The organism is Sphingobium herbicidovorans, assembly GCF_002080435.1.
GTDB lineage: Bacteria > Pseudomonadota > Alphaproteobacteria > Sphingomonadales > Sphingomonadaceae > Sphingobium > Sphingobium herbicidovorans.
In genome coordinates, this window is sequence record NZ_CP020538.1 from 2,066,992 (window position 1) to 2,090,692 (window position 23,701).

Annotated in this window: 28 protein-coding genes and 1 tRNA gene; 11 read left to right on the plus strand and 18 right to left on the minus strand. The window is 62.6% G+C overall.

Annotated elements, in window-relative coordinates:
* Positions 1–50: 50 nt before the first annotated feature.
* The 3 genes from B6S01_RS10025 to B6S01_RS10035 all read right to left on the minus strand — a co-directional run bounded on the left by B6S01_RS10025 (position 51) and on the right by B6S01_RS10035 (position 2,264).
* Positions 51–1,043: an IS1595 family transposase gene (locus B6S01_RS10025; RefSeq protein WP_051908238.1), complete on the minus strand. Its 993-nt coding sequence runs from the start codon at positions 1,041–1,043 to the stop codon at positions 51–53.
* A 289-nt stretch (positions 1,044–1,332) separates the two neighbouring features.
* On the minus strand, positions 1,333–1,539 hold the full coding sequence (locus tag B6S01_RS10030; RefSeq protein WP_081570363.1) for a hypothetical protein: 207 nt from the start codon (positions 1,537–1,539) through the stop codon (positions 1,333–1,335).
* Between the two features lie 83 nt (positions 1,540–1,622).
* On the minus strand, positions 1,623–2,264 hold the full coding sequence (locus tag B6S01_RS10035; protein WP_157704815.1) for a hypothetical protein: 642 nt from the start codon (positions 2,262–2,264) through the stop codon (positions 1,623–1,625).
* A gap of 374 nt (positions 2,265–2,638) precedes the next feature.
* On the opposite strand from B6S01_RS10035, the gene B6S01_RS10040 reads away from it, so the two are divergent.
* Entirely contained in the window at positions 2,639–3,040 is a 402-nt protein-coding gene (locus tag B6S01_RS10040) for a type II toxin-antitoxin system PemK/MazF family toxin (RefSeq protein ID WP_037465579.1), read from the plus strand.
* 149 nt (positions 3,041–3,189) lie between these two features.
* Here B6S01_RS10040 and B6S01_RS10045 read toward each other — a convergent pair whose 3' ends face one another.
* The 4 genes from B6S01_RS10045 to hspQ form a co-directional block, all read right to left on the minus strand.
* Positions 3,190–4,182, minus strand: a complete 993-nt coding sequence (locus B6S01_RS10045) for an IS1595 family transposase (protein ID WP_051908238.1) — start codon at positions 4,180–4,182, stop codon at positions 3,190–3,192.
* 139 nt (positions 4,183–4,321) lie between these two features.
* Positions 4,322–6,289 carry an OPT family oligopeptide transporter gene (locus tag B6S01_RS10050; RefSeq protein WP_037465578.1) on the minus strand — a complete coding sequence of 656 codons (1,968 nt, stop codon included), beginning with the start codon at positions 6,287–6,289 and terminating at the stop codon, positions 4,322–4,324.
* Between the two features lie 65 nt (positions 6,290–6,354).
* Positions 6,355–7,158, minus strand: a complete 804-nt coding sequence (locus B6S01_RS10055; protein WP_051908237.1) for a GDSL-type esterase/lipase family protein — start codon at positions 7,156–7,158, stop codon at positions 6,355–6,357.
* A complete protein-coding gene (gene hspQ / locus B6S01_RS10060) occupies positions 7,115–7,486 on the minus strand; it encodes a heat shock protein HspQ (protein ID WP_037465613.1) in 372 nt (123 codons plus the stop codon). The genes B6S01_RS10055 and hspQ overlap by 44 nt, the downstream gene beginning before the upstream one ends.
* Positions 7,487–7,609: 123 nt before the next feature.
* Here hspQ and B6S01_RS10065 point away from each other — a divergent pair.
* From B6S01_RS10065 to B6S01_RS10085, 5 genes are all read left to right on the plus strand, one after another.
* A tRNA-Ser gene (locus tag B6S01_RS10065) sits at positions 7,610–7,699 on the plus strand.
* A gap of 220 nt (positions 7,700–7,919) precedes the next feature.
* Positions 7,920–8,525 (plus strand): peptidylprolyl isomerase, encoded by a 606-nt coding sequence (locus B6S01_RS10070; RefSeq protein ID WP_231567990.1) that lies wholly within the window; start codon positions 7,920–7,922, stop codon positions 8,523–8,525.
* A gap of 38 nt (positions 8,526–8,563) precedes the next feature.
* Complete coding sequence (locus B6S01_RS10075) at positions 8,564–9,307, plus strand: DUF72 domain-containing protein (RefSeq protein WP_037465575.1); 744 nt, start codon at positions 8,564–8,566, stop codon at positions 9,305–9,307.
* Between the two features lie 305 nt (positions 9,308–9,612).
* On the plus strand, positions 9,613–9,999 hold the full coding sequence (locus B6S01_RS10080; protein ID WP_037465572.1) for a gamma-glutamylcyclotransferase family protein: 387 nt from the start codon (positions 9,613–9,615) through the stop codon (positions 9,997–9,999).
* Between the two features lie 63 nt (positions 10,000–10,062).
* Positions 10,063–10,977, plus strand: coding sequence for a dienelactone hydrolase family protein (locus B6S01_RS10085; protein ID WP_037465570.1), 915 nt, complete (start codon positions 10,063–10,065; stop codon positions 10,975–10,977).
* Between the two features lie 5 nt (positions 10,978–10,982).
* Here the strand turns inward: B6S01_RS10085 and B6S01_RS10090 are convergent, their stop codons facing one another.
* The gene (locus tag B6S01_RS10090) at positions 10,983–11,519 is read right to left on the minus strand and encodes a peroxiredoxin (protein WP_094182614.1); all 537 of its coding nucleotides are present in this window, start codon (positions 11,517–11,519) and stop codon (positions 10,983–10,985) included.
* Positions 11,520–11,555: 36 nt separating this feature from the next.
* Between B6S01_RS10090 and B6S01_RS10095 the strand changes: the two genes are divergently transcribed.
* The 4 genes from B6S01_RS10095 (at position 11,556) to B6S01_RS10110 (ending at position 14,683) form a co-directional block, all read left to right on the plus strand.
* Positions 11,556–12,128 (plus strand): hypothetical protein, encoded by a 573-nt coding sequence (locus tag B6S01_RS10095; protein WP_037465568.1) that lies wholly within the window; start codon positions 11,556–11,558, stop codon positions 12,126–12,128.
* Between the two features lie 40 nt (positions 12,129–12,168).
* Positions 12,169–13,239 carry a DNA replication/repair protein RecF gene (gene recF, locus B6S01_RS10100; RefSeq protein WP_037465565.1) on the plus strand — a complete coding sequence of 357 codons (1,071 nt, stop codon included), beginning with the start codon at positions 12,169–12,171 and terminating at the stop codon, positions 13,237–13,239.
* Between the two features lie 107 nt (positions 13,240–13,346).
* Positions 13,347–13,874, plus strand: a complete 528-nt coding sequence (locus B6S01_RS10105; protein ID WP_037465564.1) for a CHAP domain-containing protein — start codon at positions 13,347–13,349, stop codon at positions 13,872–13,874.
* 80 nt (positions 13,875–13,954) lie between these two features.
* Positions 13,955–14,683 (plus strand): CHAP domain-containing protein, encoded by a 729-nt coding sequence (locus tag B6S01_RS10110; RefSeq protein ID WP_037465562.1) that lies wholly within the window; start codon positions 13,955–13,957, stop codon positions 14,681–14,683.
* 69 nt (positions 14,684–14,752) lie between these two features.
* Here B6S01_RS10110 and B6S01_RS10115 read toward each other — a convergent pair whose 3' ends face one another.
* The 7 genes from B6S01_RS10115 to B6S01_RS10145 form a co-directional block, all read right to left on the minus strand.
* Positions 14,753–15,028 carry a DUF3297 family protein gene (locus B6S01_RS10115; RefSeq protein WP_037465606.1) on the minus strand — a complete coding sequence of 92 codons (276 nt, stop codon included), beginning with the start codon at positions 15,026–15,028 and terminating at the stop codon, positions 14,753–14,755.
* A gap of 55 nt (positions 15,029–15,083) precedes the next feature.
* The gene (locus B6S01_RS10120) at positions 15,084–15,914 is read right to left on the minus strand and encodes a S1 family peptidase (RefSeq protein WP_037465561.1); all 831 of its coding nucleotides are present in this window, start codon (positions 15,912–15,914) and stop codon (positions 15,084–15,086) included.
* 4 nt (positions 15,915–15,918) lie between these two features.
* Complete coding sequence (locus B6S01_RS10125; RefSeq protein WP_037465559.1) at positions 15,919–16,341, minus strand: DUF350 domain-containing protein; 423 nt, start codon at positions 16,339–16,341, stop codon at positions 15,919–15,921.
* 90 nt (positions 16,342–16,431) lie between these two features.
* Complete coding sequence (locus B6S01_RS10130) at positions 16,432–16,731, minus strand: hypothetical protein (RefSeq protein WP_037465557.1); 300 nt, start codon at positions 16,729–16,731, stop codon at positions 16,432–16,434.
* 139 nt (positions 16,732–16,870) lie between these two features.
* A complete protein-coding gene (locus tag B6S01_RS10135; protein WP_037465556.1) occupies positions 16,871–18,112 on the minus strand; it encodes an SAM-dependent methyltransferase in 1,242 nt (413 codons plus the stop codon).
* 32 nt (positions 18,113–18,144) lie between these two features.
* Positions 18,145–18,897, minus strand: a complete 753-nt coding sequence (locus B6S01_RS10140) for a molybdopterin-binding protein (protein ID WP_037465554.1) — start codon at positions 18,895–18,897, stop codon at positions 18,145–18,147.
* Positions 18,894–19,622 carry a cytochrome b/b6 domain-containing protein gene (locus B6S01_RS10145; RefSeq protein ID WP_037465551.1) on the minus strand — a complete coding sequence of 243 codons (729 nt, stop codon included), beginning with the start codon at positions 19,620–19,622 and terminating at the stop codon, positions 18,894–18,896. Before B6S01_RS10145 ends, B6S01_RS10140 begins: the two co-directional genes overlap by 4 nt.
* Positions 19,623–20,037: 415 nt before the next feature.
* On the opposite strand from B6S01_RS10145, the gene B6S01_RS10150 reads away from it, so the two are divergent.
* A complete protein-coding gene (locus B6S01_RS10150; protein WP_037465548.1) occupies positions 20,038–20,544 on the plus strand; it encodes an outer membrane protein in 507 nt (168 codons plus the stop codon).
* A gap of 240 nt (positions 20,545–20,784) precedes the next feature.
* Here the strand turns inward: B6S01_RS10150 and B6S01_RS10155 are convergent, their stop codons facing one another.
* The 3 genes from B6S01_RS10155 to B6S01_RS10165 are packed head-to-tail and all read right to left on the minus strand — an operon-like array spanning position 20,785 to position 23,698.
* A complete protein-coding gene (locus B6S01_RS10155) occupies positions 20,785–21,702 on the minus strand; it encodes an EamA family transporter (RefSeq protein ID WP_037465546.1) in 918 nt (305 codons plus the stop codon).
* 2 nt (positions 21,703–21,704) lie between these two features.
* Positions 21,705–22,181: an endonuclease domain-containing protein gene (locus tag B6S01_RS10160; RefSeq protein ID WP_407695230.1), complete on the minus strand. Its 477-nt coding sequence runs from the start codon at positions 22,179–22,181 to the stop codon at positions 21,705–21,707.
* Positions 22,178–23,698, minus strand: a complete 1,521-nt coding sequence (locus B6S01_RS10165; protein ID WP_037465543.1) for a fumarate hydratase — start codon at positions 23,696–23,698, stop codon at positions 22,178–22,180. The genes B6S01_RS10160 and B6S01_RS10165 overlap by 4 nt, the downstream gene beginning before the upstream one ends.
* Positions 23,699–23,701 lie beyond the last annotated feature (3 nt).

Below are 23,701 nucleotides of genomic sequence, written 5' to 3' on the forward strand. Positions count from 1 at the left end.
GATATTGTCAGTGTCCGAAACCCCGTCAGAAATGGCGGGGTTTCGTCATTTTAGCCTACCGTTTCGCTGTACGTCAGACGCTTCCCGATAGCGGTTTCAATCACTCGTACTGTGCGAGCGCCATCGCGCTCCTTGCGCGTATTCCAGCGGCGATCAAACTCGGCGAGATAGCGCGGAAGGTGCTTGTCGCTGACATGATGGAAGGAGCCGATGATGCCCCGCTTGAGCAGGCTATGATAGCTTTCCGCGAAGTTGGTGTGGAAAATCACGCCGCGAACGAACGTCTTGCTGTGGTCGACCACATGATGGCCGTGGAAGTGCTCTGCAAGGCCCTCATAAGAAAGGTGGGCGTCTGTGATGATCGTCGCGCTCTGGTCAACGATAGGACGAGCGAGCGATTGCAGAGTGTTCTTGCGAACGTTCGGGACTTTGACGGTCTTAACGTCGCCCTCGCGGTCGATCAGCGTCATGACGGCGGTCTTCTTGCCAGCCTTGGCGGTGCGGTTCTTGTGGCGATTGTTCTTCAGCTTGCCGCCGACATACGTTTCATCCAGTTCCACGATGGCATCCGGGCCGCCGCCAAGCATGCCAGCCATAGGTTCTTGCAGCATGGCCTCGCGAACGCGGTGGCACATGAACCAGGCCGACTTGTAGGTGACGTTCAGTTCCCGAGCGAGCTGGTTGGCCGAGACGCCCTTCTTGCTGCTGCACATCAGGAAAATGGCATAAATCCACTTGCCGACCGGAATGTGAGCGCCCTCGAAGATACTCTTGCTGGTGACGCTGAACTTCTGACGGCACTTGCCGCACTTCCACTGCTTGCGGACGGTCGGGATGACGTTCCCGTCCTTGTCCTTGCGCTTGTAGCTGACGGCGTAGACCTTCGTACCACCACACGAAATGATTTCGCCGGTCTCGGGATCGGCAGCATCAAGCGGGCAAACGACGTTTCCGTCCGGCCAGCGCAGATCGGCCAGGGCTTGCTGTGCGGCGGCTTCGTCAGTGAGGAAGCGGGCGATATCGGTGATGCCATTGATCTGCATGGATCATTGTATGGCATACTTTCTTGGTCCAAACAAGTATATAATCGCCGGAATTTGGGCGATTATATACTTGTTTGGACCGCTGAATTTGCCGGGGATTATATCGCTGTACCGCCCGTTGAAATGAATGAGACGTATATTGGCAAAGGCCCCGCTCACTCCTTCTCGGGTGACGGGGCCTTTTTCCGTTTCGGTTTCCCGGACTTCTCTGGCGGCTTCACCTTGAGTAGCCCGCCAAGGGCCTGAGCCAGACCAAGCGGCTTTAGACTGACCGGCTTTTCGTCAGGCATCAGCTTAGCAGCTTCAGGATTTCCTCGTACTTGGCGAGCATATCCTTCAAATCAGCTATTTCATCAGGGCCAACATCGGCTGTTAGCTGTAAGCGGCCACCATCCACGTAGGCGGTGACGTTGAGTTTTCCGCCCTTGGCGGACGGCTTAGCAATGTCTCGCTTTTGCGTCGCATGTGGTGCGTCAACGAGTTCGACTTCGCTCATAGGTATCCCTGCAGGGCTTCCAAAAACGCGCAGGTGTGACCCATCTTCTGAAACCCAATCAACCTTCCGGGCTTCAAACTGGATCACCCCCCCGATTCCCACTGCACAAAATCCCCGACTTTGACGTTCGGGACGCGCGGAGCCGGAGTTACACCAGGTTCGTTTTCGTCGGCCTTGTCCTCTTGTTGAGGAGATACCTTAGTGGAATCCTCGAGTCCTGCATAGGCTATTGTGGCTCGGTACGTCGCGATAACCTCGTCAGCCGCAGCCGGGCTGTAAGGTGCCTCGCCTCCTTCTTCTCTGTCGATCGTCAAATGCGTCCTTATGACGGTATCTGAAAGGCCGCTTGCAACATTGTAGCGATCCCAAAGCTCGCGATGAATCATTGGACCCAAGGCGGCGTTTTGAATTGCCTCCTGCCTACGCTGAGAGTCGGGGCTGGTATCCAAAATTATTCGTTTTGCTGCGTCGGTAATCTGGAATTTTCTATTCTTCCCGGTGCCAGAATCCTGCATCAGTCCATATTGGATAAGCGAAGCAGCAGTCCGCCAGACCTTTCCATCGACCGACTTCATGCCCCACGCCTCAGCAAGAACTTGAACCCCCGCAGCGTGCGCATTGGCTTTGGAGTAAACCTCCTTTGCCCGTTCAACCGCCTTTCCCAAATCGAACATGGGGTAGGGCGGAGACCGGAAGCGCTTCGGTTTTTCGTTCTCATCAGACATCGGGGCCATCACCTTTCCGCCCCTCACTATCGCCCTAGACCTTCCACGTCAAGTTACATGGATAGCTCTTAGACCTTTTTTAACTTGCGCCATGTTCGACGGTTGGGCATAGGGGTCGGAGAAAGGAATGACCGATGCCGCCACCCGCTAGTTGACCCGCGCGCCATGGCACACTGACTTGCGACGCGGATGAATGGCCTGAGGGTCAGGCCGGATCGGAGAGCTTAGGACCTCTACCGACCCGGTGGGCAAAACCCATTATCGACTGTGCCCCCGTGGTGGAACGTAGACACGCCAGCATAGGATGCTGGTGGCCTATAGGCCGTCCCGATGCGAACTCGGGCGGGGGCACCATTTTTATATATGAGATTTAGATGCCGCTCAACTTTTATCCCCGCGCGGGTCAGGTGCTGATGTGCGACTTTTCAGGCTTCAAGGTTCCTGAGATGGTGAAGCCGCGCCCTGTGGTGGTGGTATCGCCGCGTTTGCCGCGTAGGTCGGATGTGGTTGCTGTCGTGCCGATCAGTCTTACTGAGCCCACGCATTTGATGCCATATCATGTTAGGCTATCGAAGAATTATCATCCGAGTGAGCCCGATGATTTGCCATGTTGGGCAATCGCCGATTTACTGATGAACCTGGGCATATACCGTCTCGATGGCTTCAAGGTTGGTCGTCGGAAATGGGAGAACCCGCAGATGACGGGCGACGATCTAGCCGCCGTGAAAGATGCCGTTCTGCACGGCCTGGGGATGTTTCCAGTTGCCAACTCTTAACGCGATTCCTATATGGTGACTACTCCCGGTCATCGGGCTTTAAGACCTAGCTTGCTAGGCAGGCTGCTCAACGGACGATGACAAGTCCAGAGTAGCCTAGATATTGTCAGTGTCCGAAACCCCGTCAGAAATGGCGGGGTTTCGTCATTTTAGCCTACCGTTTCGCTGTACGTCAGACGCTTCCCGATAGCGGTTTCAATCACTCGTACTGTGCGAGCGCCATCGCGCTCCTTGCGCGTATTCCAGCGGCGATCAAACTCGGCGAGATAGCGCGGAAGGTGCTTGTCGCTGACATGATGGAAGGAGCCGATGATGCCCCGCTTGAGCAGGCTATGATAGCTTTCCGCGAAGTTGGTGTGGAAAATCACGCCGCGAACGAACGTCTTGCTGTGGTCGACCACATGATGGCCGTGGAAGTGCTCTGCAAGGCCCTCATAAGAAAGGTGGGCGTCTGTGATGATCGTCGCGCTCTGGTCAACGATAGGACGAGCGAGCGATTGCAGAGTGTTCTTGCGAACGTTCGGGACTTTGACGGTCTTAACGTCGCCCTCGCGGTCGATCAGCGTCATGACGGCGGTCTTCTTGCCAGCCTTGGCGGTGCGGTTCTTGTGGCGATTGTTCTTCAGCTTGCCGCCGACATACGTTTCATCCAGTTCCACGATGGCATCCGGGCCGCCGCCAAGCATGCCAGCCATAGGTTCTTGCAGCATGGCCTCGCGAACGCGGTGGCACATGAACCAGGCCGACTTGTAGGTGACGTTCAGTTCCCGAGCGAGCTGGTTGGCCGAGACGCCCTTCTTGCTGCTGCACATCAGGAAAATGGCATAAATCCACTTGCCGACCGGAATGTGAGCGCCCTCGAAGATACTCTTGCTGGTGACGCTGAACTTCTGACGGCACTTGCCGCACTTCCACTGCTTGCGGACGGTCGGGATGACGTTCCCGTCCTTGTCCTTGCGCTTGTAGCTGACGGCGTAGACCTTCGTACCACCACACGAAATGATTTCGCCGGTCTCGGGATCGGCAGCATCAAGCGGGCAAACGACGTTTCCGTCCGGCCAGCGCAGATCGGCCAGGGCTTGCTGTGCGGCGGCTTCGTCAGTGAGGAAGCGGGCGATATCGGTGATGCCATTGATCTGCATGGATCATTGTATGGCATACTTTCTTGGTCCAAACAAGTATATAATCGCCGGAATTTGCGTCGAATGGCGAGATTGCAGGTTCCGCCAGACTGACGGCAAGAAGCGGGAGAGAAAGGGGCTGCTGGCGCGGCCCCTTTTTTCATGCGAGCGGGATGCTGGCCCAGCGGCGCAGGCGGGCATAGAGAACCGCGATGACCCCGGCGAAGATCAACAGGGCGAGGGGCGCGGCAAAGGGATTTTCGGCCACCAGCGCAAGCGGCGCGTCGCTGCCGGTTGCGGCGACGATCCCGGCGAAGGCGACGCCGAACAGGCTTTCGCCGACGATGAAGCCGGTCGCCATCAGCACGCCCATGCGTTCGGCAAAGTCGGGATTGGCCTGACGCAGCGCCCAGCGGTTGTAGAAATGGCCGATCAGTGCGCCCACCGGGATCAGCAGGGTGAGCGCCATCGGCAGATAGATGCCCATGCCGACCGCGAGCGGGGGCAGGCGCAGCTTGCCCGCCTTGCCCAGCAGTTCGTCGATGACGACGACCACCGCACCGATCAGCGCGCCGACGCCAATCAGGTTCCAGTCGAGATCGCCGCCAAGCACGCCCTTTGCCAGCGCCGAAATCAGCGCGGCCTGCGGTGCGGGGAGTGCGGTTGCCTTGGCCCCCGGCGCGCCTGCAAAGCCAAAGGCGTTGTTGAGAAGGTCCAGCACTGGCGGGATCACCAGCGCGCCGAAGATCACGCCCAGCACCAGCGCGAGCTGTTGCTTCCACGGCGTCGCGCCGACGAGCTGGCCAGTCTTGAGATCCTGAAGATTGTCGTTCGATATGGTGGCGATGCCAAAGACGATGGCGGTCGTGAACAGGGCGTAGGCGATCAGCGCCTGCGATTGTTCGGGATCGCCGCCCGATCCGTAAATGGCGGCGAGGATCAAGGATGCGCCCAGGACGGCGAGGATGCCCACGCCCGAGATCGGACTGTTCGACGCGCCGATCAGGCCCGCCATATAGCCGCACACCGCCGCGATCACTATCCCCGCGACAAGGATATAGGCGAGCGTCAGGGCGATGATCGGTGCCGGATTGAGGGCGATCGGCCCCCCTTGCGCAAAGTACCAGAGCAGCACCGCGATGGGGACGAGCGAGGCGATGATAGTGCCGCCGACGATGCCGATGGGCAGGTCGCGCTCGGTAAGTTCAAGCAGGCCGCCTTCGCCCGCATTGCGCCGCCGCGCCGCCGCCATCGCGGATCGGATGCCGCTGACAATCGGGCCGAGGATCTTGAGTAGTGTCCAGATCGCCGCCACGCCAATCGTCCCCGCGCCGATGAAGCGGGCCTTTGTACGGAAGGTCGCGCCCACCACCTCCGCCAGATCGGCGCCCGTGGGCAGCGGGGCCGTGAGCCAGGGGACAAGGCCCAGCCAGCTGATCAGCAGGCCGACGAACATGGCGAGGCCGACCGACAGGCCGACCAGATGGCCGACGCCGATCAGCGCCATGGAAAAACTGGTCGAAAGGGATGTCGCGCCGCTGCCGAGTTTGAAGAAGGTGGCGGCTTCCTCTGCGATCAGTTTCGTCTTGGCGGTGATCGAGAAGGCGGCGGCGGCGAGAGCGCTCATGATGATCGCCGCAAGGCCACGCCTGTTTTCTTCAAGCCCCTCGCGCGAGCCTGCTCCAACCTTGAGCACTTCGGCGGCGGCGACGCCCTCGGGATAGGGGAGGTCCGATCCGGTCACCAGCGCGCGGCGCAAGGGCACCGAATACATGACGCCCAAAATGCCGCCGATCGCGATGGTGAAGGCCGAAAGCCAATAGGGAAAACCCTGCCACCAGCCGATGATGACCAGCCCCGGCAGCACGAAGATGATCGCCGAAAGCGTGCCCGCCGCCGAAGCGATCGTCTGTACGATGTTGTTTTCCAGGATTGTCCCGGTCGCGAACATGCGCAGCACCGCCATGGATATGACGGCGGCAGGGATGGAGGTGGCGAAGGTCAGCCCGATCTTCAGCCCGAGATAGACATTGGCGGCGGTGAAGAGCAGCGTGATGAGCGCGCCCAGAATGACGCCGCGTAGCGTCAGTTCCGCCATGGGCGTGGCCTTGGCCGAATCGGTGGTCACCAGCGTCTTCCCCTCAAGGCTGTGATTTTTAGAGATGTACGGTAATAATGTTGCTTGACCGTGGATCAATCGGAAAGTGAGGCGCTGCGTCCCATGGGGGCCGTCTTTGCTGGCTGGCCCGTTACGGAGGCGGTCTCGCCGCGATCCAGCCAGCCATCGACCAGGCGGGTCCAGCGGCTGTAGCCGCGCGCATTCATGTGCAGGCCATCGGGCCTGAACAGCGACGCGTCGGGCAGCCCGTCGCGGGCCAGCAAGGCGCTGCCGACGTCAAGATAGTCGAAGCGGCCGACGCGGCTGCGCGCGGCGACAGTCATGTTGACCGCAGCCATTTTGGGCCAGAGCGTCCAGCGGATCGGCGATGGCTTGAGCGAAAGAAAGGCGATGCGCGACCGGGGATAATCGGCGCGCAGTTTTTTCAGCAGCGCCAGCAGGTCATGGGCGACCGCAGCGGGGGTCGCTCCGCCGGCAAGGTCATTTTCCCCGACATAGACCAGGATCGACCGGGGTGCGGCGCGCGGCAACAGGCGGGGATAGTAATGGAGTACGTCCGGCGTGGTCGCGCCGCCAAAGCCCCGATTGACGGTGGCCTCGTCCGGGAAGCTGCCGCCCGTATTCCACAGCCGGATGCTTGAACTGCCGAGGAACAATATGCCGCCCGGCGGACCGGTATTGGCTCCATCGGCCTTTGCGAAGGCGGCGATTTCGTTGGAGAAGGGGAAAACGGGATCAGCGTTGACGCGGGGCGCTTCGGACGATCCGGGCGCGACCGTCTGCGCGGCCAGCGTCCCGGCTGGAAGCAGCAGCGCGAGCGCGGCCAGCGCGATCCTAATGCCGATGGAGGGGGCGCAGCTGATATTTGCCGTTGGCATAGGTGCCGAACATGCCCGTGATGGCCGGGTGGTCCACAGGCTCTTCACTGTCGTCGGCGAGCAGATTCTGCTGGCTGACATAGGCGACATAGCTGGTTTCGCCATTTTCGGCGAGCAGATGGTAGAAGGGCTGGTGCTTGTCGGGCCGGGACTGTTCGGGAATGGCCTGATACCATTCCTCGCTGTTGGCGAAGACAGGGTCGATGTCGAACACCACGCCACGGAAGCCGAAGCTGCGATGCTTTACGACATCCCCAATGCTGAAACGCGCGTGGACAACGGGCGGGGCGCTGACATCTGCTCCGAAAATGGCGGTGGTGTTGGTCATGATGGACAATTTAGGGCGCTTCCCTTTCGTTACAAGAAAAATACGGTCCAGCCCGCTTGGCAAGCCGACCATCATTCGCTAATGGCCGCCGCTCGACCGGGTCGGTGCACGCCGCCCTTCTGCGGAGAGGTGGCAGAGTGGTCGAATGCACCGCACTCGAAATGCGGCGTGCCGGCAACGGTACCGAGGGTTCGAATCCCTCCCTCTCCGCCACGACTTTCCAAGTCACCGTTTTTTCGTAACAATCTGATGAGTGACGGGTGGTTCCGGCAGGAACCTTGATCCTTGAAGGTGTTAGTGCTGGAAGATCGTGCAAATGACATGTTTGACGCTTTTCTTTCCGGCCGCCTGAATGTTTGATCGATACGTGGCTGAGCCATTGATCCGTGCCGCCGCCTTGTTGCTGGCTCTGTGCCCCGCGCTTGCATCGGCGATGCCGACGAACCGGCCGACGCCCGGCTATACGCGTGTCGCGATCGAAACATCGGTGGGGACGATCATCGTTGCCGTCGATAACAAGCGGGCGCCGCGGACGTCCGCGAATTTCCTGGCCTATGTCGATGACGGGCGCTTTGACGGCGTCACCTTTTACCGGGCGGCGCGGCGGAAGAGCAATCCGAAGCTGGGGCTGATCCAGGGCGGGATCGACACCGACGCGCGGCGATCCTTGCCGCCGATCCCGCATGAGCCCACCAGCAAGACGGGGATCCGCCATCTCGACGCCACGCTGTCGATGGCGCGGCCCAACCGGCCGGATTCGGCGATGGGCAATTTCTTCATCACGGCTGGCGCGACGCCCAATATGGACGCGCGGGGAGACTATATCGGCTATGCCGCGTTCGGCCATGTGGTGGCGGGAATGGATGTGGTGCAGCGCATCCTGGCGATGCCGACCTGCTGCGGATCGGGGGCCATGCGTGGGCAGATGATCGTGAAGCGCGTCGAGATCCGGCGTGCGCGGCGGCTGGAGGGCACGGCGAGGCCGACGCGGGGGGTAAAGCCCTGGTTGATCGGATTGCGGCGCAAGCAGGGCGACTGATTCCGGCCAGTCGGGATGCGGGCGAAGGAGGCGGTTACATGTCGGCAGGACGGATCAGGATTGGCATCGGCGGATGGACGTTCGAGCCATGGCGCGGGACCTTCTACCCCGAAGGTCTGCGGCAGAAGGATGAGCTTGCCTATGTGGGTGAGCATCTGACCGCGACTGAGATCAACGCCACCTATTACGGCACGCAAAAGCCGGCCAGCTTCGCCAATTGGGCCAAGGCGGTGCCGGACGGATTCCAGTTCGCGGTGAAGGCGTCGCGTTACTGCACCAATCGGCGCGTCCTGGAGGAGGCGGGCGAATCAATCGCGAAGTTCACCGGCCAGGGGATTGCCGAACTGGGTGATCGGCTGGGACCGATATTGTGGCAATTCATGCCGACCAAAAAGTTCGATGCGGATGATTTCGGCGCCTTCCTGAAACTGCTGCCCGCCAGTGTCGGTGGTCTGCCGCTGCGCCACGCGCTGGAGGTGCGGCATGAAAGTTTCGATGATCCCGTTTTCCTGGCGATGGCGCGGGATGCCGGGGCGGCGGTGGTGCTGGCGGACCATGACGAATATCCCGCGATCGAGGGCCATGATGTCGGCTTTTCCTACGCCCGCCTGATGCGCACGCGGGAATCGGAGGCGACCGGCTATAGCGCGGAGGAGATTGAGGGCTGGGCAGACAGGGCGCGCACCTTGGCGCGGAAGGGCGACGTCTATGCCTTCTTCATCAGCGGAGCGAAGGTGCGCGCGCCTGCGGCGGCGCAGGCGATGATCGTTGCATTGAGGTAACAGGGGCTGTTGCATTTGCTGCAACTGCGAACGCGTCCTTTGCGATTGTGACAAACGGGTTACGCGACCATATGCGCCCTTGTCGAACACGACAGATAACAAAAATTGCAGGAAACGAAACAATGCGGCACACATTCCATGGCGTTGCGCTGATGGTAGCGGTCGGCGCGCAGATGCTGACCTTCTACTCGGTGCTTTTCGCCTAAGCGATCACAGATCCCTATCTATTCCTCGTCATGAGGAAGCCAAAAAAGGCCGCCCGGCATTGTCAGGGCGGCTTTTTTATTACTATTGAAGGTCGCGATATGACCAGCGACCTGCTTTTCGTTTATGGAACACTCCGCCCCGGATTTGGCGGAGAGAGGGCCGCCTGGCTCGCGTCGGTGGCGCGGCCCGTGGATGCAGCCATGGCGCGCGGCGCACTATATCGTGTCGATTATTATCCGGCCTTTGTCCCCCAGGCGGATGGATTGGTCGTTGGAGACCTGTTCCACCTGCCCAACGCCACTGCGATCCTGGCCACGCTTGATGAATATGAGGAATGCGCGGCGCATTTCCCTGCCCCGCACGAATATCGGCGCGAGCGGGTGCGGGTGCAGACGACGGGGGGCGGCGTCGATGCGTGGACATATGTTTACGCGCGCGACGTCGCGGGGCTGGAGCGGATCGCGGGCGGCGACTTCCTCGGCTGAATGCTTGCGCTCGACGCGCGAGCCGATAGGCTGCCGCAGGCGGGGAATGCGGAGAGATGAGCGATGAGCAATGAGACGCAAGGGACGGCCAGGTCCGAACGGCTGCCAGAGGATTGCAACTGGATCGACAGCAAGGGGCTGAACCGGCGCAAGCTGCTGATGAGCGGCGCTTTTGCGGCTGGCTTCGCGGCGGCATGTCGCCCGGTGTCGAGCAGCGCGGTGCAGACCTCGGGCGAAGGGTTGGAAGAAGAAACGGTGTCTATCAAGGCCAGCGACGGCTTTGCCTTGCCCGCCTTTGTGGCGCGGCCGAAGGGGGCGAAGAACAGCCCGGTCATCGTCGTCGTCCATGAGGTGTTCGGCGTTCATGAATGGATCCGGGACATGTGCCGCCGTTTCGCGCGCGCGGGCTATTATGCGGTCGCGCCGGACCTGTTCGCCCGCCATGGCGATGCGACGAAGATCGCCGACATCAAGCAGCTGGTGAGCAGCATCGTGTCCAAGGCGCCCGATGCGCAGGTCATGGCGGACATCGATTCGACCTATGAGTGGGCGGGAAGCCATGGCGGCGATGCGGCGCGTCGCGGGATCACCGGATTTTGCTGGGGTGGGCGGATCGTGTGGCTTTATGCCGCGCATAGCGCGCAACTGGACGCAGGCGTCGCCTTTTACGGTCGGCTGGTGAGCGACAAGACGGCGCTGCAACCCTTGAGCGCGATCGAGCAGGTGAAGGCGCTAAACGCCCCGGTGCTGGGGCAATATGGCGCGTTGGACAAGGGCATTCCGGTTGCCGACGTCGATGCGATGCGCGCGGCGCTGAAGCAGGCGGGCAAGTCGCCGCCCGCCGACATCACGCTTTATCCTGATGCTGACCATGGGTTCATGGCGGATTACCGGCCCAGCTATAATGAAGCTGCGGCGAAGGCTGCCTGGACCGCGACGCTCGACTGGTTCGGCCGTTATGTGAAGGGCGGGAAGTAAGGCCGCTAGTCCGCCTTCATCGACTGTACGGCGGCCAGGGTGCTCTTCACATGATCGGCATAGTTCATTTCGCTGTGGACGAAGACGATGCGGCCATTGGGCGCGATGACATAGGATGTTCGGTCGGTCATGCCCGGCCGCATCTTAAGCGCGACGTCATAGCCCGATATGATGCCGGGGCCAGCCGATGCTACCGCGAACTTGCCCGCGCATTCCTTGGTCGAGAAGGCGACAAGGTCGTCCACCGGGTCCGCCGACATGCCGATGACGGTGGCCCCCGCCTTCTTGAAGTCTTCGATATGCGTGGCGAATTCGCGGGCTTCCGCCGAACAGCCGGGCGTGAACGCCTTTGGGAAGAAATAGAGGACGACCGGCCCCCGTTTCAACTGGTGCGAGAGGGTCAGGGTGAAGGGCTTGCCCGCCAGCGCGCCGCGCGTCGTGAAATCGGGCGCCTTTGCCCCGATCGCAAGCGCCGCCATCGCCCCGGTGCTTCCCAAGGCGGCTGCGGCAAGGCCAAGGGCGATCTTCGCGCTCTTCAACATCGGTCGTCTCCATCGTCAGGGGCTTTGCAGCCAGTGATGGCCACAAGTAAGGCGGCTGGCAAGCCCGATGCCGGAACCCTTGGGCGGCTGGCCGGTTCATTACGGATGCGCCTGCTTTTCGCCATGCCTCTGCTGCTGCTCGCCGCCTGTGGCGAGAAGGATGAAGGCAATCGGGGCCTGTCGGCCAATATCGTTGATGAACAGCCATCCTATGACGTGAGCAATGAAATGTCTGCCCAGGATGAGACACTGGCGGTGGACAATGGGACGCAATCGGCGCCCGCGAACAACGCCGATGCGCCCAAGCGATCTGCGGCCATGACGATTCCCGCCGCGTTGCAGGGGAACTGGACCGGGCTTAACGATCGTTGCGGCGACCGGTCTGCGGAGCTGGAGCTGAAAGTGACGCCGGAAAGCCTCATCTTCCATGAAAGCGTTGGAACGGTGGAGGGCGTTACGACCGGCCCGGATGGCCGGGTGCGCATCGATGCGGCCTTTACGGGCGAAGGCCAAAGCTGGACCAAGAGGCTGGACCTGCGCCCGTCCGCGAACGGCCGGGAACTGGTCATCACCAATGACGGCGCGGCGGTGACGCGCAAGCGCTGCTGAACCGCTTTCCGTTTGGGCTTCGCGCCGCTAGAGCGGGGCGATGATCGGCCGCCTGACCTTAAGCGATTTCCGCAATCATGCGGACGCGCTGATCCTGCCCGATCACGCCTTCATCGTGCTGACCGGCGAAAATGGCGCGGGCAAGACCAATATATTGGAGGCCGTGTCGATGCTGGCCCCCGGTCGCGGCCTGCGGGGCGCGGCGATGCGCGACATGGCGCGGCAGGGCGGGCCGGGCAGCTTCGGTGTGGCGGCGGAGGTGGATGGCGTCGTGCTGGGCACCGGCACATCGCCCCAGGCGCCCGACCGGCGGCAGGTGCGGATAGGCGGTGTGTCCTCTTCGGCGAATGCGCTGGCCGACCATCTGGCGATCATGTGGCTGACCCCGGCGATGGACAGGTTGTTCATGGACAGTCCGGGCGGGCGGCGGCGCTTCCTCGACCGGCTGACGCTGGCGCTGCATCCGGGGCATGCCGTGCACAGCGCGCGCTATGAAGCCGCGATGCGCGCGCGCAACCGGTTGCTGACCGACCTGAAAAGCGCGGACCCCGCGTGGTTGACGGCGCTGGAAGCGCAGATGGACGAGCATGCCGCCGCGATTTCCGCCGCGCGGGGCGATCTGGTCGCGCGGCTGGGGGCGCAGCTTGCGGGACAGCCGGACGAACCCTTTGCCCGGCCCTTGGTGGCGATCGAGGGAGAAGATGGGGGCGAAGAGGCGCTTGGCCCACGTCTGGCGCGGGAGCGGCGGCGCGACGCGGCAGCGGGGCGCACATTGTCCGGGCCGCACCGGCAGGATCTGGCTGTCACCCACGCCGCCAAGGGGCAGGCGGCCGCGCTTTGTTCGACCGGTGAGCAAAAGGCTTTGCTGCTGTCGATCCTGCTCGCCCATGCCGCGCTGGTCGCCGCGCATCGCGGCCAGCCGCCGGTACTGCTGCTCGACGAAGTGGCGGCTCATCTCGACCCGTCGCGACGGGCTGCGTTGTTCGAACGGTTAACGGAAGCGGGCGGGCAGGTGTGGATGACGGGAACGGAGTCCAGCCTTTTCAGTAGTTTGTCCGATGCAACCCGATTTACCGTAACATCGGGCCGATTGTTTCGTTCCGCAGATTAACGCACCTGAACAACCATTCATCGCTCGACGCTTCTCAACTCGTCCTGGCTCTGCACAAGAGCTTCACAGGGTTGAAAATCAAGAAGAAGTCGGGGGTCGTTTCACACATGATCGGTGCTTTTCGCGCATTTATCGCGACTGCTACGCTTGCGCTCGGCGCACTGATCGTTACCCCCGCCGCTGCCGGTACGCTGCAGTGCGTGCCCTATGCCCGTCAGGTTTCCGGCATCGAGATTTACGGCAACGCCCATACTTGGTGGAACCAGGCCGAAGGTCGTTATGCGCGAGGCCATGAGCCGCGCGAGGGCGCTGTGCTGGCCTTCGCGGCGAGCCGGTCGATGCCCGTCGGTCATGTCGCCATGGTCAGCAAGGTCGTCAGCGAGCGCGAAGTGCTGCTGACCCATGCCAACTGGTCCTATCGTGGCGGGATCGAGCGCAATGTCCGCGCCATCGACGTGTCGCCGAACAATGACTGGACCGATGTGCGCGTATGGTACGGCCCCATCGGCGGCCTGGGCCTGCGGTCCAACCCGGCCAACGGCTTCATCTATCCGGTGCAGGCGAGCGAGCCCGCCCCGACGATCCAGATCGCGATGGCCGATCGCGCGGCCTCCACCGCGCACGCTGCTTTCTGAGATTTTAACCAGTTCATAAGAGCCGCCGCCTAATGTGATCGGCGGTGGGGCGATGCTCAAAAGATTTGAGGTCGCAAATAATGTTTCGATATGTTCGCGGAGCAGTGTGGCTGTTGGCGGGGCTGATCGCGACGCCGGTATCCGGCGCAACGGCTCTGCAATGCGTACCCTATGCGCGGATCGTTTCCGGGGTGAATATCCGGGGCGATGCGCTGACCTGGTGGGATCAGGCGCAGGACCGCTATGCGCGCGGCCATCTGCCTCGGCGCGGGGCAGTGATGGCATTTCGTCCCTATGGGCCGATGGTGCTGGGCCATGTCGCCGTGGTCAGCAAGGTGCTGGACGACCGGCGCGTGTTGATTCGCCATGCCAACTGGTCGGTGCCCGGCGCAATCGAGGAAGATGTGCTGGCCATTGATGTGTCGGATGCGGGCGACTGGAGCGCGGTGCGTGTGTGGCACAGTCCAACGGGGCAAATGGGCGCGCGGACCAATCCGACTTTCGGTTTCATCTATCCGGGCAAGGCGCAGTTGCGGCCGTTCGAGCCCGATCCGGCGCTGGGCGCAAGCGTCCGCTTTGCGAAGGCGGATCCGGCGGTATGGGAGCAGGCCGGGCCAGCAGCCAAGGCTGTCGATGAAAGCGAGGGGGCCGAACGCCTCGCCGGTCTTGGCCGTTCCTTGCGCAAGGCATTGCGCGAGCCACGGCTGGAAACCGATATGCGCGCTATCCAGTTTGCCGACGCTGCGCCGTCGGGACGGTCGCTGCGCGACATCATCGCTGATGTGAAGCGGGACGCTCGGCTGCGTTGACAGCCCTGCGATCTGCTGACGCTGACCCGATCTGCATCCGTTCGCATGGCACGAACGGATCAGGACAGCTTATTCCGCGTCGGCGGGCTTTTCTTCCTCACCCTCGGCCGGGCGTTCGAACCAGGCTTCGACCGGGCCGGTCAGCTTGATCGTCAGCGGCTGGCCGTTGCGGTCGCGGGTCTTGCCGGCTGCGACGCGAATCCAGCCTTCCGAGATGCAATATTCCTCGACATCCGTGCGGACGCGGTCCTTGAAGCGGATGCCGATTCCCCGTTGCAGCACGTCCATGTCGAAAAAGGCGCTGCGCGGGTTGGTGGAAAGGCGGTCGGGAGGCGTGTCGCTCATGGCTGTTCCAAAGGTCCTTCGTTTCGCGCCGCCTAGCGCCTCGGCCTTATCGCCGTCAACCGGGGCCGTCATCGACGTCGCAGAAGATGCGGCGGATCACGCCCTGTTCCAGCCATGAAGCAAAGCGCACCTCTGCATCGGCAAGGCCGGTGAAGGGGTAGGCGACCGGCCGGTCATTGACCGCGCGGCTGGCCTGCACCAGCCGGATCATGGCGTCGGGCGCGGTGGTAAGGATGCGGCCCCGCCTGTCGGTCGCCGCGCTGTTGACGCCGACGACATGCCCATCCTCGGCAAAGACGGGGCCGCCGCTGATGCCGGACAGGGTGTGGTCACCCTCTGGCAAGCGGCCAACCTCTGCCCATGCGAGCACGGGCTGCGTTTCTTCGGTCCGACCCCGGCGGGCGCTAGCCGCGCCGATCAGTTCGGACATGACGAGGGTGGGGCGGCCCGCGGGGAAGCCCATATGGAATCCGGCCGATCCCGGTGGCGGCATACGGTCTGACAGGGGCAGCGCATGGCCGCTGGGCATGCCATCGCGCACGAGTGCGGCGTCGGCCTCACGGCTTGCCACGACGCGGGATACGGGGCGCGCGATCCCGCCTTCGTCAATGCCGATGCGGGCGCAGCCGTGCGTGACATGTTCGGCCGTCAGCCAGACGCCGTCCTGATCAATGGCAAAGGCCGTACCCATGCTGTCGGCGGGCCCGTCGAGCCGGTCCTGGATCACGAATGTCTCGTCGCTCCATTGCGGCATGGGGCGGCGGGGGGAGCGAGGGTCGTAGACTTCGACCTGCAACGGCGTCGGGCGCGTGACCTCGCCAATCCAGGCGAGCGCCAATATGCCGCCCAGCATCAGCGGCAGGCAGCCAAGGCTCCGCCGCGCCATCGCTTTAGCCCGCCACGGCCGCAGCCGTCAGGCATGCGATCGCGGCTTTCATCATGGCAAGGAAGACGGCGGCCGCCCGCTCGTTCGCCTCGATCCGGGTGGAGAGCGAGCCGAGCAGGAAATCGACGAAGCGAAAGGCGATGAGTTGCAGCACAAGCGTGACGCTGCCCCAGATCATGACGTCCCAGACATTGACCGATCCGGCAAGGCACAGCGCCAACGGGATGGCGAGGCCAATCGCAGCGCCGCCCAGCGATATTGCCGCCGCTTCGTTCCCAGCGCGGATCAGGGCGAATTCATCATGCGGGGTAATCCACATGTAAAGCGCAAGGGCCGCCAGCCAGACCAGCGTCGCGCAGGCAAGGTGAAGCAGGAAGATCGGGAGCCCGGAAAGCAGGCTCTGGATAACGGGCATGGGATCGGTCATGTCCGCCACGATGCCGCAACCTGCCCCCGGCTTCAATCCGGGATAAGGTTGCGGCGCCGTTTCTAACCGAAGTTCAGAAAACTTGACCTGTTATCGGCAGATCCGAACCCGAACGTCCCGGTCGCGGTAATAATCATAGCGCCATTCGGTCCAGCAGCGCTGGCGGTAGCGGTAATGGTTGCGTCGCCCATCGCGCCAGTGGCGGCGATATTCCCCGCGCCAATGGCGGCGGGCATCGCGCCGATCCCAGTGGCGGTCGCCGCCGCGCCAGTCGCGGTCGCCATAGCCGTAATAACCGCCCCGATATTGAGCCTGCGCCGGAGCAGCCGTGGCGCCCATCGCCGTGATCGTCAGCCCGACCGCCACCGCGCCCTTCATAAAGATGTTCATATTCTCTCTCCTCACTTGCACCCCGACGCATCGGCGTAAAGCGGGGCCACGGGAGGGAAGATGCGCGCGCGTGACTGAACCGTCCGGGAACGGCGTTGTCAGGTGGCGTTAAGCGAACGAGGGCGCGATGGGACGGACCTTACTTGCCCTGCAGCGCCTCTTCGGCTTGCGCGATATAGTCGCGGGTGATCGGCAGGGCGCGGCGGTCGCGCACATATTGCACCTGGTAGTTCACCATGCTGCCATGTTCGAACACCGTCGCGGCCCCGGCGAGGTAAAAGGTCCAGAGGCGGAAAAATCGCTCGTCATACAGGGCGATGATGTCGGCGCGGCGCGCCATGGCGCGGGCATACCATTGCCGGATGGTGAGGCCGTAATGGATACGCAGCACCTCTACATCGGTGACCATCAGCCGCGTGCCCTCGCTGCCCTGGATCATTTCGGAGAGCGCCGGGATATAGCCGCCGGGGAATATATATTTCTGGGTGAAGGCGTCGGTGATCCCCGGCCCGCCAACACGGCCGATCGTGTGGACCAGCATCACGCCGTCGCGCGTCAGCAATTGGGTGCACTTGTCGAAGAAGGTGCGGTAGTGCGCGGTGCCCACATGTTCGAACATGCCGACCGACACGATCCGGTCGAAGGGCCCTTCGATGTCGCGATAGTCGATCAGTTCGAACCGGACATGATCGGCGACGCCAGCCTCCTGCGCCCGTTGGCGCGCGACCTTCAGCTGTTCTTCCGACAGGGTGATGCCGGTCACATCGACGCCGCAGGTGCGGTGCAGGTAAAGCGCCATCCCGCCCCAGCCGCAGCCGATGTCCAGCACCTTCATCCCCGGTTTCAGGTGCAGCTTGGCCGCGATATGCGCCTTCTTGTCCTCCTGCGCCTGTTCCAGGCTGATGCCCGCTTCATTGTCGGCGTCCGGCCAATAGGCGCAGCTATATTGGCGGTCGCGATCGAGGAAGAGGGCGTAGAGCGCGCCCGACAGGTCGTAATGATGGGCGACATTCGCCTTTGCCCGCGCGCGGTGATTGGCGCGCCAGAGCGTCTGGCGGATCGACTTGAACCCCCGCTTGAGCGCGCCCATGTCGCTGATCGACTTGCCGCTTTCCCAGCTGTTGTTGGCGCGGATCAGCGAGATAAGCTCCATGATCCCGCCGCCCTCGATGCCGACGCGCCCGTCGATATAGGCTTCGGCCATGCCAAGGCGCGGATCCTTGATGATGTCCAGCGGCACGCGGGCGTCGCGGAACTTCAGGGCAAGCGACGGGAAGGCCGGATCGGGGGCGCCGACCGTCACTTTCCTGCCGTCATGATAGATGATGGTCAGTTGCCCCCGCGAGACCAACCGCTTGATGACCCGATCGAACAGTTTCATGGGCGGCAACCTGTCAGGTCATTTCGCGTCCGTCAAATGCCTGCATACCAATCATATCCTGCACGGTCCTCCCAATAGCCGCCCTTGCCTTCGCCAATGCCGGAGAGGCTGTCGACGGCCTTTATCTCCATCAGATATTTAGCATGTTTGTAGCCCAGGTGCCGTTCGACGCGCAGTCGCAGCGGCGCGCCGTTGGCGACTGTGAGCGGCCGATCGTTAAGCGCGAAGGCGAGGACCGTCTGGGGATGAAAGGCGTCGATCAGGTCGATGCTTTCATAATAGGGCCGCCCGTCACCCATGAAGTCGGCGCAGTGAAACAGGATATAGCGCGCACGGCTGTTCATGCGCGCTGCGTCGAGGATGAGCGCCAACGGCACGCCGCGCCACTTGCCGATGGCGCTCCACCCTTCGACGCAATCGTGGCGGGTGATCTGTTCGCGATGGGGCAGGCTGCGCAGCTGGGCGAGCGACAGGGAGAGCGGGCGGTCGACCAGGCCCGTGATCTTCAGCCGCCAGTCGGCAAAGCCGGTGCGCCACAGCGCCCGATATTCGGGCGTGTTCGGGTTGGCGGTGCCATTGGAGCGGAAAATGGGCGAGATCTGGTCGGGCCGAAACTCGCGCGCCATCGCGTCGCGCGTCATCAGGCTGCGCTGCGCCCATTTGTGGAAATTCTCGGCGGAAAAGAGCGCCTCGCGCACGCCTTCGTTCCGCGCCAGCCGGTCGCAGCCCGCGAGCGTGGCCGTCGCGCCGACCAGCAGAGTGCGGCGGTCGAAGATCAGGCTCATGGCCGTTCCCTTGGCAGCCGGTAACGGCCGGTGATCATGGAACGCAGTTCATTGATTGGTCCGGCGAGCAGCACCATGACGATATGGACAAGGAAAAAGGTGGCCAGCGCGAATGCCATGATGAAATGGATAGACCGGGCCGACTGCCGCCCGCCGAACAGATCGACCAGCCAGGGCCATGCGGCGTTCATGCCGGGCGACATGGTCAAGCCGGTCAGGATGAGCAGCGGGAGCGCGACGAAGATAACGGCGATATAGCTCGCCTTCTGCAGGACATTGTAGCGCAGGGCCGCTTCGCCGGTTGGAAAGCGTAATCGGGCGTGATCGAGGATGTCCCGCAAGATATGGCGCGGGGCGAGGTCTTCCCGACGGAAAGCGAGATCGCGCGCGATGTGACCCTTCATCAGCGCCCAGAGCATGTAGGCCAGCAGGGCGAAGGCGAAAAGAGGTGCGGCCGCCAGATGCCAGTGCCGCGACATGGCGAGATCATAATGGCCGGGCAGGGTGATCCAGCCGCCGAAACGCTCCAGTTCCAGCCAGGCATGGTCGAAATTCGCCCCATATTGCCCCCAGTAGAGCCGGGGATGGGCGTTGAAGATGCCAAGGCCGCTGGTGAAAAGAACGTACAGCAGGATGGCGTTGAGCCAGTGCCACAATCGCACCGGCCAGCGGTGCCGGAGCACGATCGGCGTCGGCGGGGCGACATGGGGCGAAGGACCAGCCATGGCGCACTGTTACCCTTTTGCATCAAGCCGGTCAAAAATCATTGCCTAGCCAGAACGGTATCGAAACAAATTAAAACCGTTCATCTTCTGGCCATAATCGGGCTGGATAAGCGCTGATGATCGGTTCCGGCCGGTCGGCAGGTCCACGACAATGCGCTACGCCTGGCAGTGTTCGGATCGACTGTTGCGAAAGTGCATCATTCTACATTAATCTTCATGACGCTGTTGCAACGCGGAACAAAGGCTACCATATGCGCCCCTGTCCACGGCGCAAGATCGTGGCAAGCAGGGATGGAGTAAAAGGGGTCACTTCATAGCGATCCTCGAAGCAGCAAAGCTTCAGCGAAATTCCTGTCCTATATCGAGAGTGCTGTCCAATCCTTGGATAATGCACTCCTTATTGCATGAGGACTTTATGAAGACTGTGATTTTCGCAGCCGTTGCTGCTGCCGCTGTTGCGGCCCCCGCGTTCGCTCAGGACGCTGCTCCCTTCACCGGCCCCCGCGCAGGCGTGACCGTTGGTTACGACAACCTCGGCAACGAAGGCGTGAGCTACGGCGTGAGCGCTGGCTACGACATCGCCCTGACCCCGAACGTGACCTTCGGTCCGGAAGTCACGCTGGGCGACAGCACCGTTGATGCCCCCGGTTCGGAAGTAAGCCGCGACCTGGCCGCTTCGGTCCGTCTGGGCTACATCCTGACCCCGCAGGTTCTGGCGTTCGGCAAGGTTGGCTACGCCAGCACCCGCCTCGAAGCGTCGAACAGCAACTTCGGCTTCGCGCTGGAAGGCGTTCGTTTCGGCGGTGGTCTGGAATATGCCATCAACGGCAACACCTACATCTCGGCTGAATATCAGCGCACCGAGTATGAAGACAATGGCAGCCGTGACGCTGGCGTCGTCGGCATCGGCTTCCGTTTCTAATCCTTCCCGGATCTGAAACGCATAGAGGGCGGTCCCATTGGGGCTGCCCTTTTTCGTGTCAGGATTTTTGATTTTCACGCGGAGACGCGGAGGCGCGGAGGCGCGAACATTGGAGCGAAGGGCTCGGTCATCGACTGCCGCACCTCACGCATCTTGAGCCTGGATTCCATTTGAGGCATTGCGCGCGCCGTTGAGGTCTGCGGCCTCCTCGCGTGAATATCGGGTGGGAATTTGGCCTGGCTAGAGCGCGCCCGCCAGCGCCAGCACGACCCCGCCAACGACCAGCAGAAGCCCGGCCACTTCGCTGCGGCTCATCCTTTCCCCAAGATAGAAATGGCCGAAGCCCAGGGTGAAGGCGACCTCTATCTGGCCGACGATCCGGACCAGCGCCACGGGCGCGGTGGCAAAGCCCGTGAACCAGCAGGCCGAACCGAGCGCGGACAAAAGCCCGACCTGGCCGGATACACGCCAGGTCGCCAGCACCTTGCGCATCTCCCCGGCCTCGCGCGCCAACAGATAGCTGCCCTGCATCAATGTTTGCAGCGCGACCGTGACGACAAGCACGATCAGCGCGGCCAGTATGGGATCGCTGCCGCCGACCTCCTGCGTTGCGCGGCGGATCGCGATGGCGGTGAGGGCAAAGAAAAAGCCGGACGCGATGCCGGTGAGCGCGGCGGGCTGGCCCAGCGCTTTCATGAAATCCGCCGGACCCATGCGCTTGCCCCCGGTGGACAGCAGCATCACGCCCATGACGCCGCAGCCGATCCCGGCCCAGGCGAGTGGATTGAGCCGTTCGCCCATCAGCAGGAAGGACAGGGCGGCGCCCTGCACAGCTTCGGTCTTTGAATAGGCGGTGCCCACGACGAAGTTTCGATGGGCAAAGGCCAGGATCAGCAGATTGGTGGCGATAATCTGCGCCAGCCCGCCGCCCAGGCAGAAAAGCAGAAACAAGGGGTCCGCGCTGGGCAACTGCCCCGGAACGAGCAGCCGGTAACCGCCCAGCAGCCCCAGAGCGAAGGGCAGACCGTACAGATAGCGCACCAGCCCGGCGGCGTTGACAGACAGGCTGTGACTGACGCGGCGCTGGATGGCCGTGCGCCAGGCTTGCACCGCCCCGGCCAGCAGCGTCGCGGGAAGCCAGATGGGAGAAGAGATCATGCTTAATCCTCCCCATGCCAGGCATGGGGAGGGGGACCAGCCGCAGATTGGCGGAGGGCAAGGGCGCGGCAGTGGAGAAGAATGTGCAGCATCACATTGTCGAGATCGTGGAGAACATCGGCTGCTTTGATCCTTAGCATCCGGATGCCTTGGGCTTGCAGCCATGCATCCCGGCGCTCGTCCTGCGCGATCTGGCTGGCATGATCGTGACTGCTCCCGTCCACCTCGACCGCGAGCCGAGCGGGTGCGCAGTAGAAATCCAGCACATAGGGTCCGACGGGATGCTGCCTTCTAAACTTCATACCTTGTGGGCGCGAGCGCAGCCATTGCCATAGCGCAACCTCTGAAGGAGACATCGCTCGCCGCAGGTAACGAGCCAACTCAACCGTCTTCCTTATCGGCGGCATCGCGCTCTTCCCCTCCACCGCCTTCGGCGGTCCCCCTCCCCATCTTTCAATGGGGAGGATCTGCGCGATCATGCCTTTTCGAGAAGACCTTCCTTCTTGATCTTTTCCTGCCACACCAGCGGGGCGAGGCGGTGGACGTTCTGGCCATCGCTGTCCACGGCGACCGTCACGGGCATGTCCTGCACGTCAAATTCGTAGATCGCTTCCATGCCGAGATCTTCAAAGCCGACGACCTTTGCGCCCTTGATCGCGCGGGCGACCAGATAGGCCGCGCCGCCGACCGCCATCAGATAGGCGCTCTTATGCTTGGCGATGCTGTCGGTCGCCGCCGGACCGCGCTCGGCTTTGCCGACGCAGGCGGCGAGGCCCTGTTCCAGCATCATGTTCATGAACTTGTCCATGCGGGTCGCGGTGGTGGGGCCAGCGGGGCCGACCACTTCGTCGCGTACCGGGTCAACCGGGCCGACATAATAGATGACGCGGCCCTTGAAATCGACCGGCAGCTGCTCGCCCTTGGCCAGCATGTCCTGAATACGCTTATGCGCGGCGTCGCGGCCAGTGAGCATCTTGCCGTTCAGCAGCAGGCGGTCGCCATGCTTCCAGCTCTGGACGACTTCGGGCGTCAGCGTGTCGAGATCGACGCGGATCGCTTCCTTGCTCGGCTTCCAATCGACCTGTGGCCATTCGGACAGCTTGGGCGCTTCCAGATAGGCGGGGCCTGAACCGTCGAGCGTGAAGTGCGCGTGGCGGGTGGCGGCGCAGTTGGGGATCATCGCCACCGGCTTGCCCGCCGCGTGGCAGGGATAGTCGTAGATCTTGACGTCGAGGATGGTCGAAAGCCCGCCCAGCCCCTGCGCGCCGATGCCGAGCGCATTCACCTTGTCGAAAATCTCGATGCGCAGGCGTTCAATATCATTCTGCGGGCCGCGCGCTTTGAGCTCGCCCATGTCGATGGGCTCCATCAGCGATTCCTTGGCGAGCGCCACAGCCTTTTCCGCCGTGCCGCCGATGCCGATGCCCAGCATGCCGGGCGGGCACCAGCCAGCGCCCATCTGCGGGATCATCTCCAGCACCCAATCGACGATCGAATCGCTGGGGTTCATCATCTTGAACTTGGTCTTGTTTTCCGAGCCGCCACCCTTGGCCGCAACGTCGACGATCACCTTGTTGCCCGGCACCATTTCGACATTCAGCACGCAGGGCGTGTTGTCCTTGGTGTTCTGGCGCGAGAAAGCCGGGTCGCGCAGGATGGAGGCGCGCAGGCGGTTTTCCGGGTTCAGGTAAGCACGGCGCACGCCTTCGTCGACGACGTCCTGCATCGAACGGCTGTTGTCGTCGAGGCGGCAATCCATGCCCCATTTGATGAAGACATTGACGATGCCGGTGTCCTGGCAGATCGGGCGATGCCCTTCCGCGCACATGCGGCTGTTGGTCAGGATCTGCGCGATGGCGTCCTTCGCCGCCGGATTGGCTTCCGCCTCATAGGCTTTGCCCAGCGCGCGGATGTAATCCATCGGGTGATAGTAACTGATGAACTGAAGCGCGTCGGCGACGCTTTCGATCAGATCGGCGGTCTTGATGACGGTCATCTT

What these genes read in the sequence shown, in the direction of transcription:
- B6S01_RS10025 (WP_051908238.1), bottom strand. Translation starts at nt 1,043, where the DNA reads ATGCAGATCAATGGCATCACCGATATCGCCCGCTTCCTCACTGACGAA.
- B6S01_RS10030 (WP_081570363.1), bottom strand. Translation starts at nt 1,539, where the DNA reads ATGAGCGAAGTCGAACTCGTTGACGCACCACATGCGACGCAAAAGCGA.
- B6S01_RS10035 (WP_157704815.1), bottom strand. Translation starts at nt 2,264, where the DNA reads ATGTCTGATGAGAACGAAAAACCGAAGCGCTTCCGGTCTCCGCCCTAC.
- B6S01_RS10040 (WP_037465579.1), top strand. Translation starts at nt 2,639, where the DNA reads ATGCCGCTCAACTTTTATCCCCGCGCGGGTCAGGTGCTGATGTGCGAC.
- B6S01_RS10045 (WP_051908238.1), bottom strand. Translation starts at nt 4,182, where the DNA reads ATGCAGATCAATGGCATCACCGATATCGCCCGCTTCCTCACTGACGAA.
- B6S01_RS10055 (WP_051908237.1), bottom strand. Translation starts at nt 7,158, where the DNA reads ATGCCAACGGCAAATATCAGCTGCGCCCCCTCCATCGGCATTAGGATC.
- hspQ (WP_037465613.1), bottom strand. Translation starts at nt 7,486, where the DNA reads ATGACCAACACCACCGCCATTTTCGGAGCAGATGTCAGCGCCCCGCCC.
- B6S01_RS10070 (WP_231567990.1), top strand. Translation starts at nt 7,920, where the DNA reads ATGCCGACGAACCGGCCGACGCCCGGCTATACGCGTGTCGCGATCGAA.
- B6S01_RS10075 (WP_037465575.1), top strand. Translation starts at nt 8,564, where the DNA reads ATGTCGGCAGGACGGATCAGGATTGGCATCGGCGGATGGACGTTCGAG.
- B6S01_RS10080 (WP_037465572.1), top strand. Translation starts at nt 9,613, where the DNA reads ATGACCAGCGACCTGCTTTTCGTTTATGGAACACTCCGCCCCGGATTT.
- B6S01_RS10085 (WP_037465570.1), top strand. Translation starts at nt 10,063, where the DNA reads ATGAGCAATGAGACGCAAGGGACGGCCAGGTCCGAACGGCTGCCAGAG.
- B6S01_RS10090 (WP_094182614.1), bottom strand. Translation starts at nt 11,519, where the DNA reads ATGTTGAAGAGCGCGAAGATCGCCCTTGGCCTTGCCGCAGCCGCCTTG.
- B6S01_RS10095 (WP_037465568.1), top strand. Translation starts at nt 11,556, where the DNA reads ATGGCCACAAGTAAGGCGGCTGGCAAGCCCGATGCCGGAACCCTTGGG.
- recF (WP_037465565.1), top strand. Translation starts at nt 12,169, where the DNA reads ATGATCGGCCGCCTGACCTTAAGCGATTTCCGCAATCATGCGGACGCG.
- B6S01_RS10105 (WP_037465564.1), top strand. Translation starts at nt 13,347, where the DNA reads ATGATCGGTGCTTTTCGCGCATTTATCGCGACTGCTACGCTTGCGCTC.
- B6S01_RS10110 (WP_037465562.1), top strand. Translation starts at nt 13,955, where the DNA reads ATGTTTCGATATGTTCGCGGAGCAGTGTGGCTGTTGGCGGGGCTGATC.
- B6S01_RS10115 (WP_037465606.1), bottom strand. Translation starts at nt 15,028, where the DNA reads ATGAGCGACACGCCTCCCGACCGCCTTTCCACCAACCCGCGCAGCGCC.
- B6S01_RS10120 (WP_037465561.1), bottom strand. Translation starts at nt 15,914, where the DNA reads ATGGCGCGGCGGAGCCTTGGCTGCCTGCCGCTGATGCTGGGCGGCATA.
- B6S01_RS10125 (WP_037465559.1), bottom strand. Translation starts at nt 16,341, where the DNA reads ATGACCGATCCCATGCCCGTTATCCAGAGCCTGCTTTCCGGGCTCCCG.
- B6S01_RS10130 (WP_037465557.1), bottom strand. Translation starts at nt 16,731, where the DNA reads ATGAACATCTTTATGAAGGGCGCGGTGGCGGTCGGGCTGACGATCACG.
- B6S01_RS10135 (WP_037465556.1), bottom strand. Translation starts at nt 18,112, where the DNA reads ATGAAACTGTTCGATCGGGTCATCAAGCGGTTGGTCTCGCGGGGGCAA.
- B6S01_RS10140 (WP_037465554.1), bottom strand. Translation starts at nt 18,897, where the DNA reads ATGAGCCTGATCTTCGACCGCCGCACTCTGCTGGTCGGCGCGACGGCC.
- B6S01_RS10145 (WP_037465551.1), bottom strand. Translation starts at nt 19,622, where the DNA reads ATGGCTGGTCCTTCGCCCCATGTCGCCCCGCCGACGCCGATCGTGCTC.
- B6S01_RS10150 (WP_037465548.1), top strand. Translation starts at nt 20,038, where the DNA reads ATGAAGACTGTGATTTTCGCAGCCGTTGCTGCTGCCGCTGTTGCGGCC.
- B6S01_RS10155 (WP_037465546.1), bottom strand. Translation starts at nt 21,702, where the DNA reads ATGATCTCTTCTCCCATCTGGCTTCCCGCGACGCTGCTGGCCGGGGCG.
- B6S01_RS10160 (WP_407695230.1), bottom strand. Translation starts at nt 22,181, where the DNA reads ATGATCGCGCAGATCCTCCCCATTGAAAGATGGGGAGGGGGACCGCCG.
- B6S01_RS10165 (WP_037465543.1), bottom strand. Translation starts at nt 23,698, where the DNA reads ATGACCGTCATCAAGACCGCCGATCTGATCGAAAGCGTCGCCGACGCG.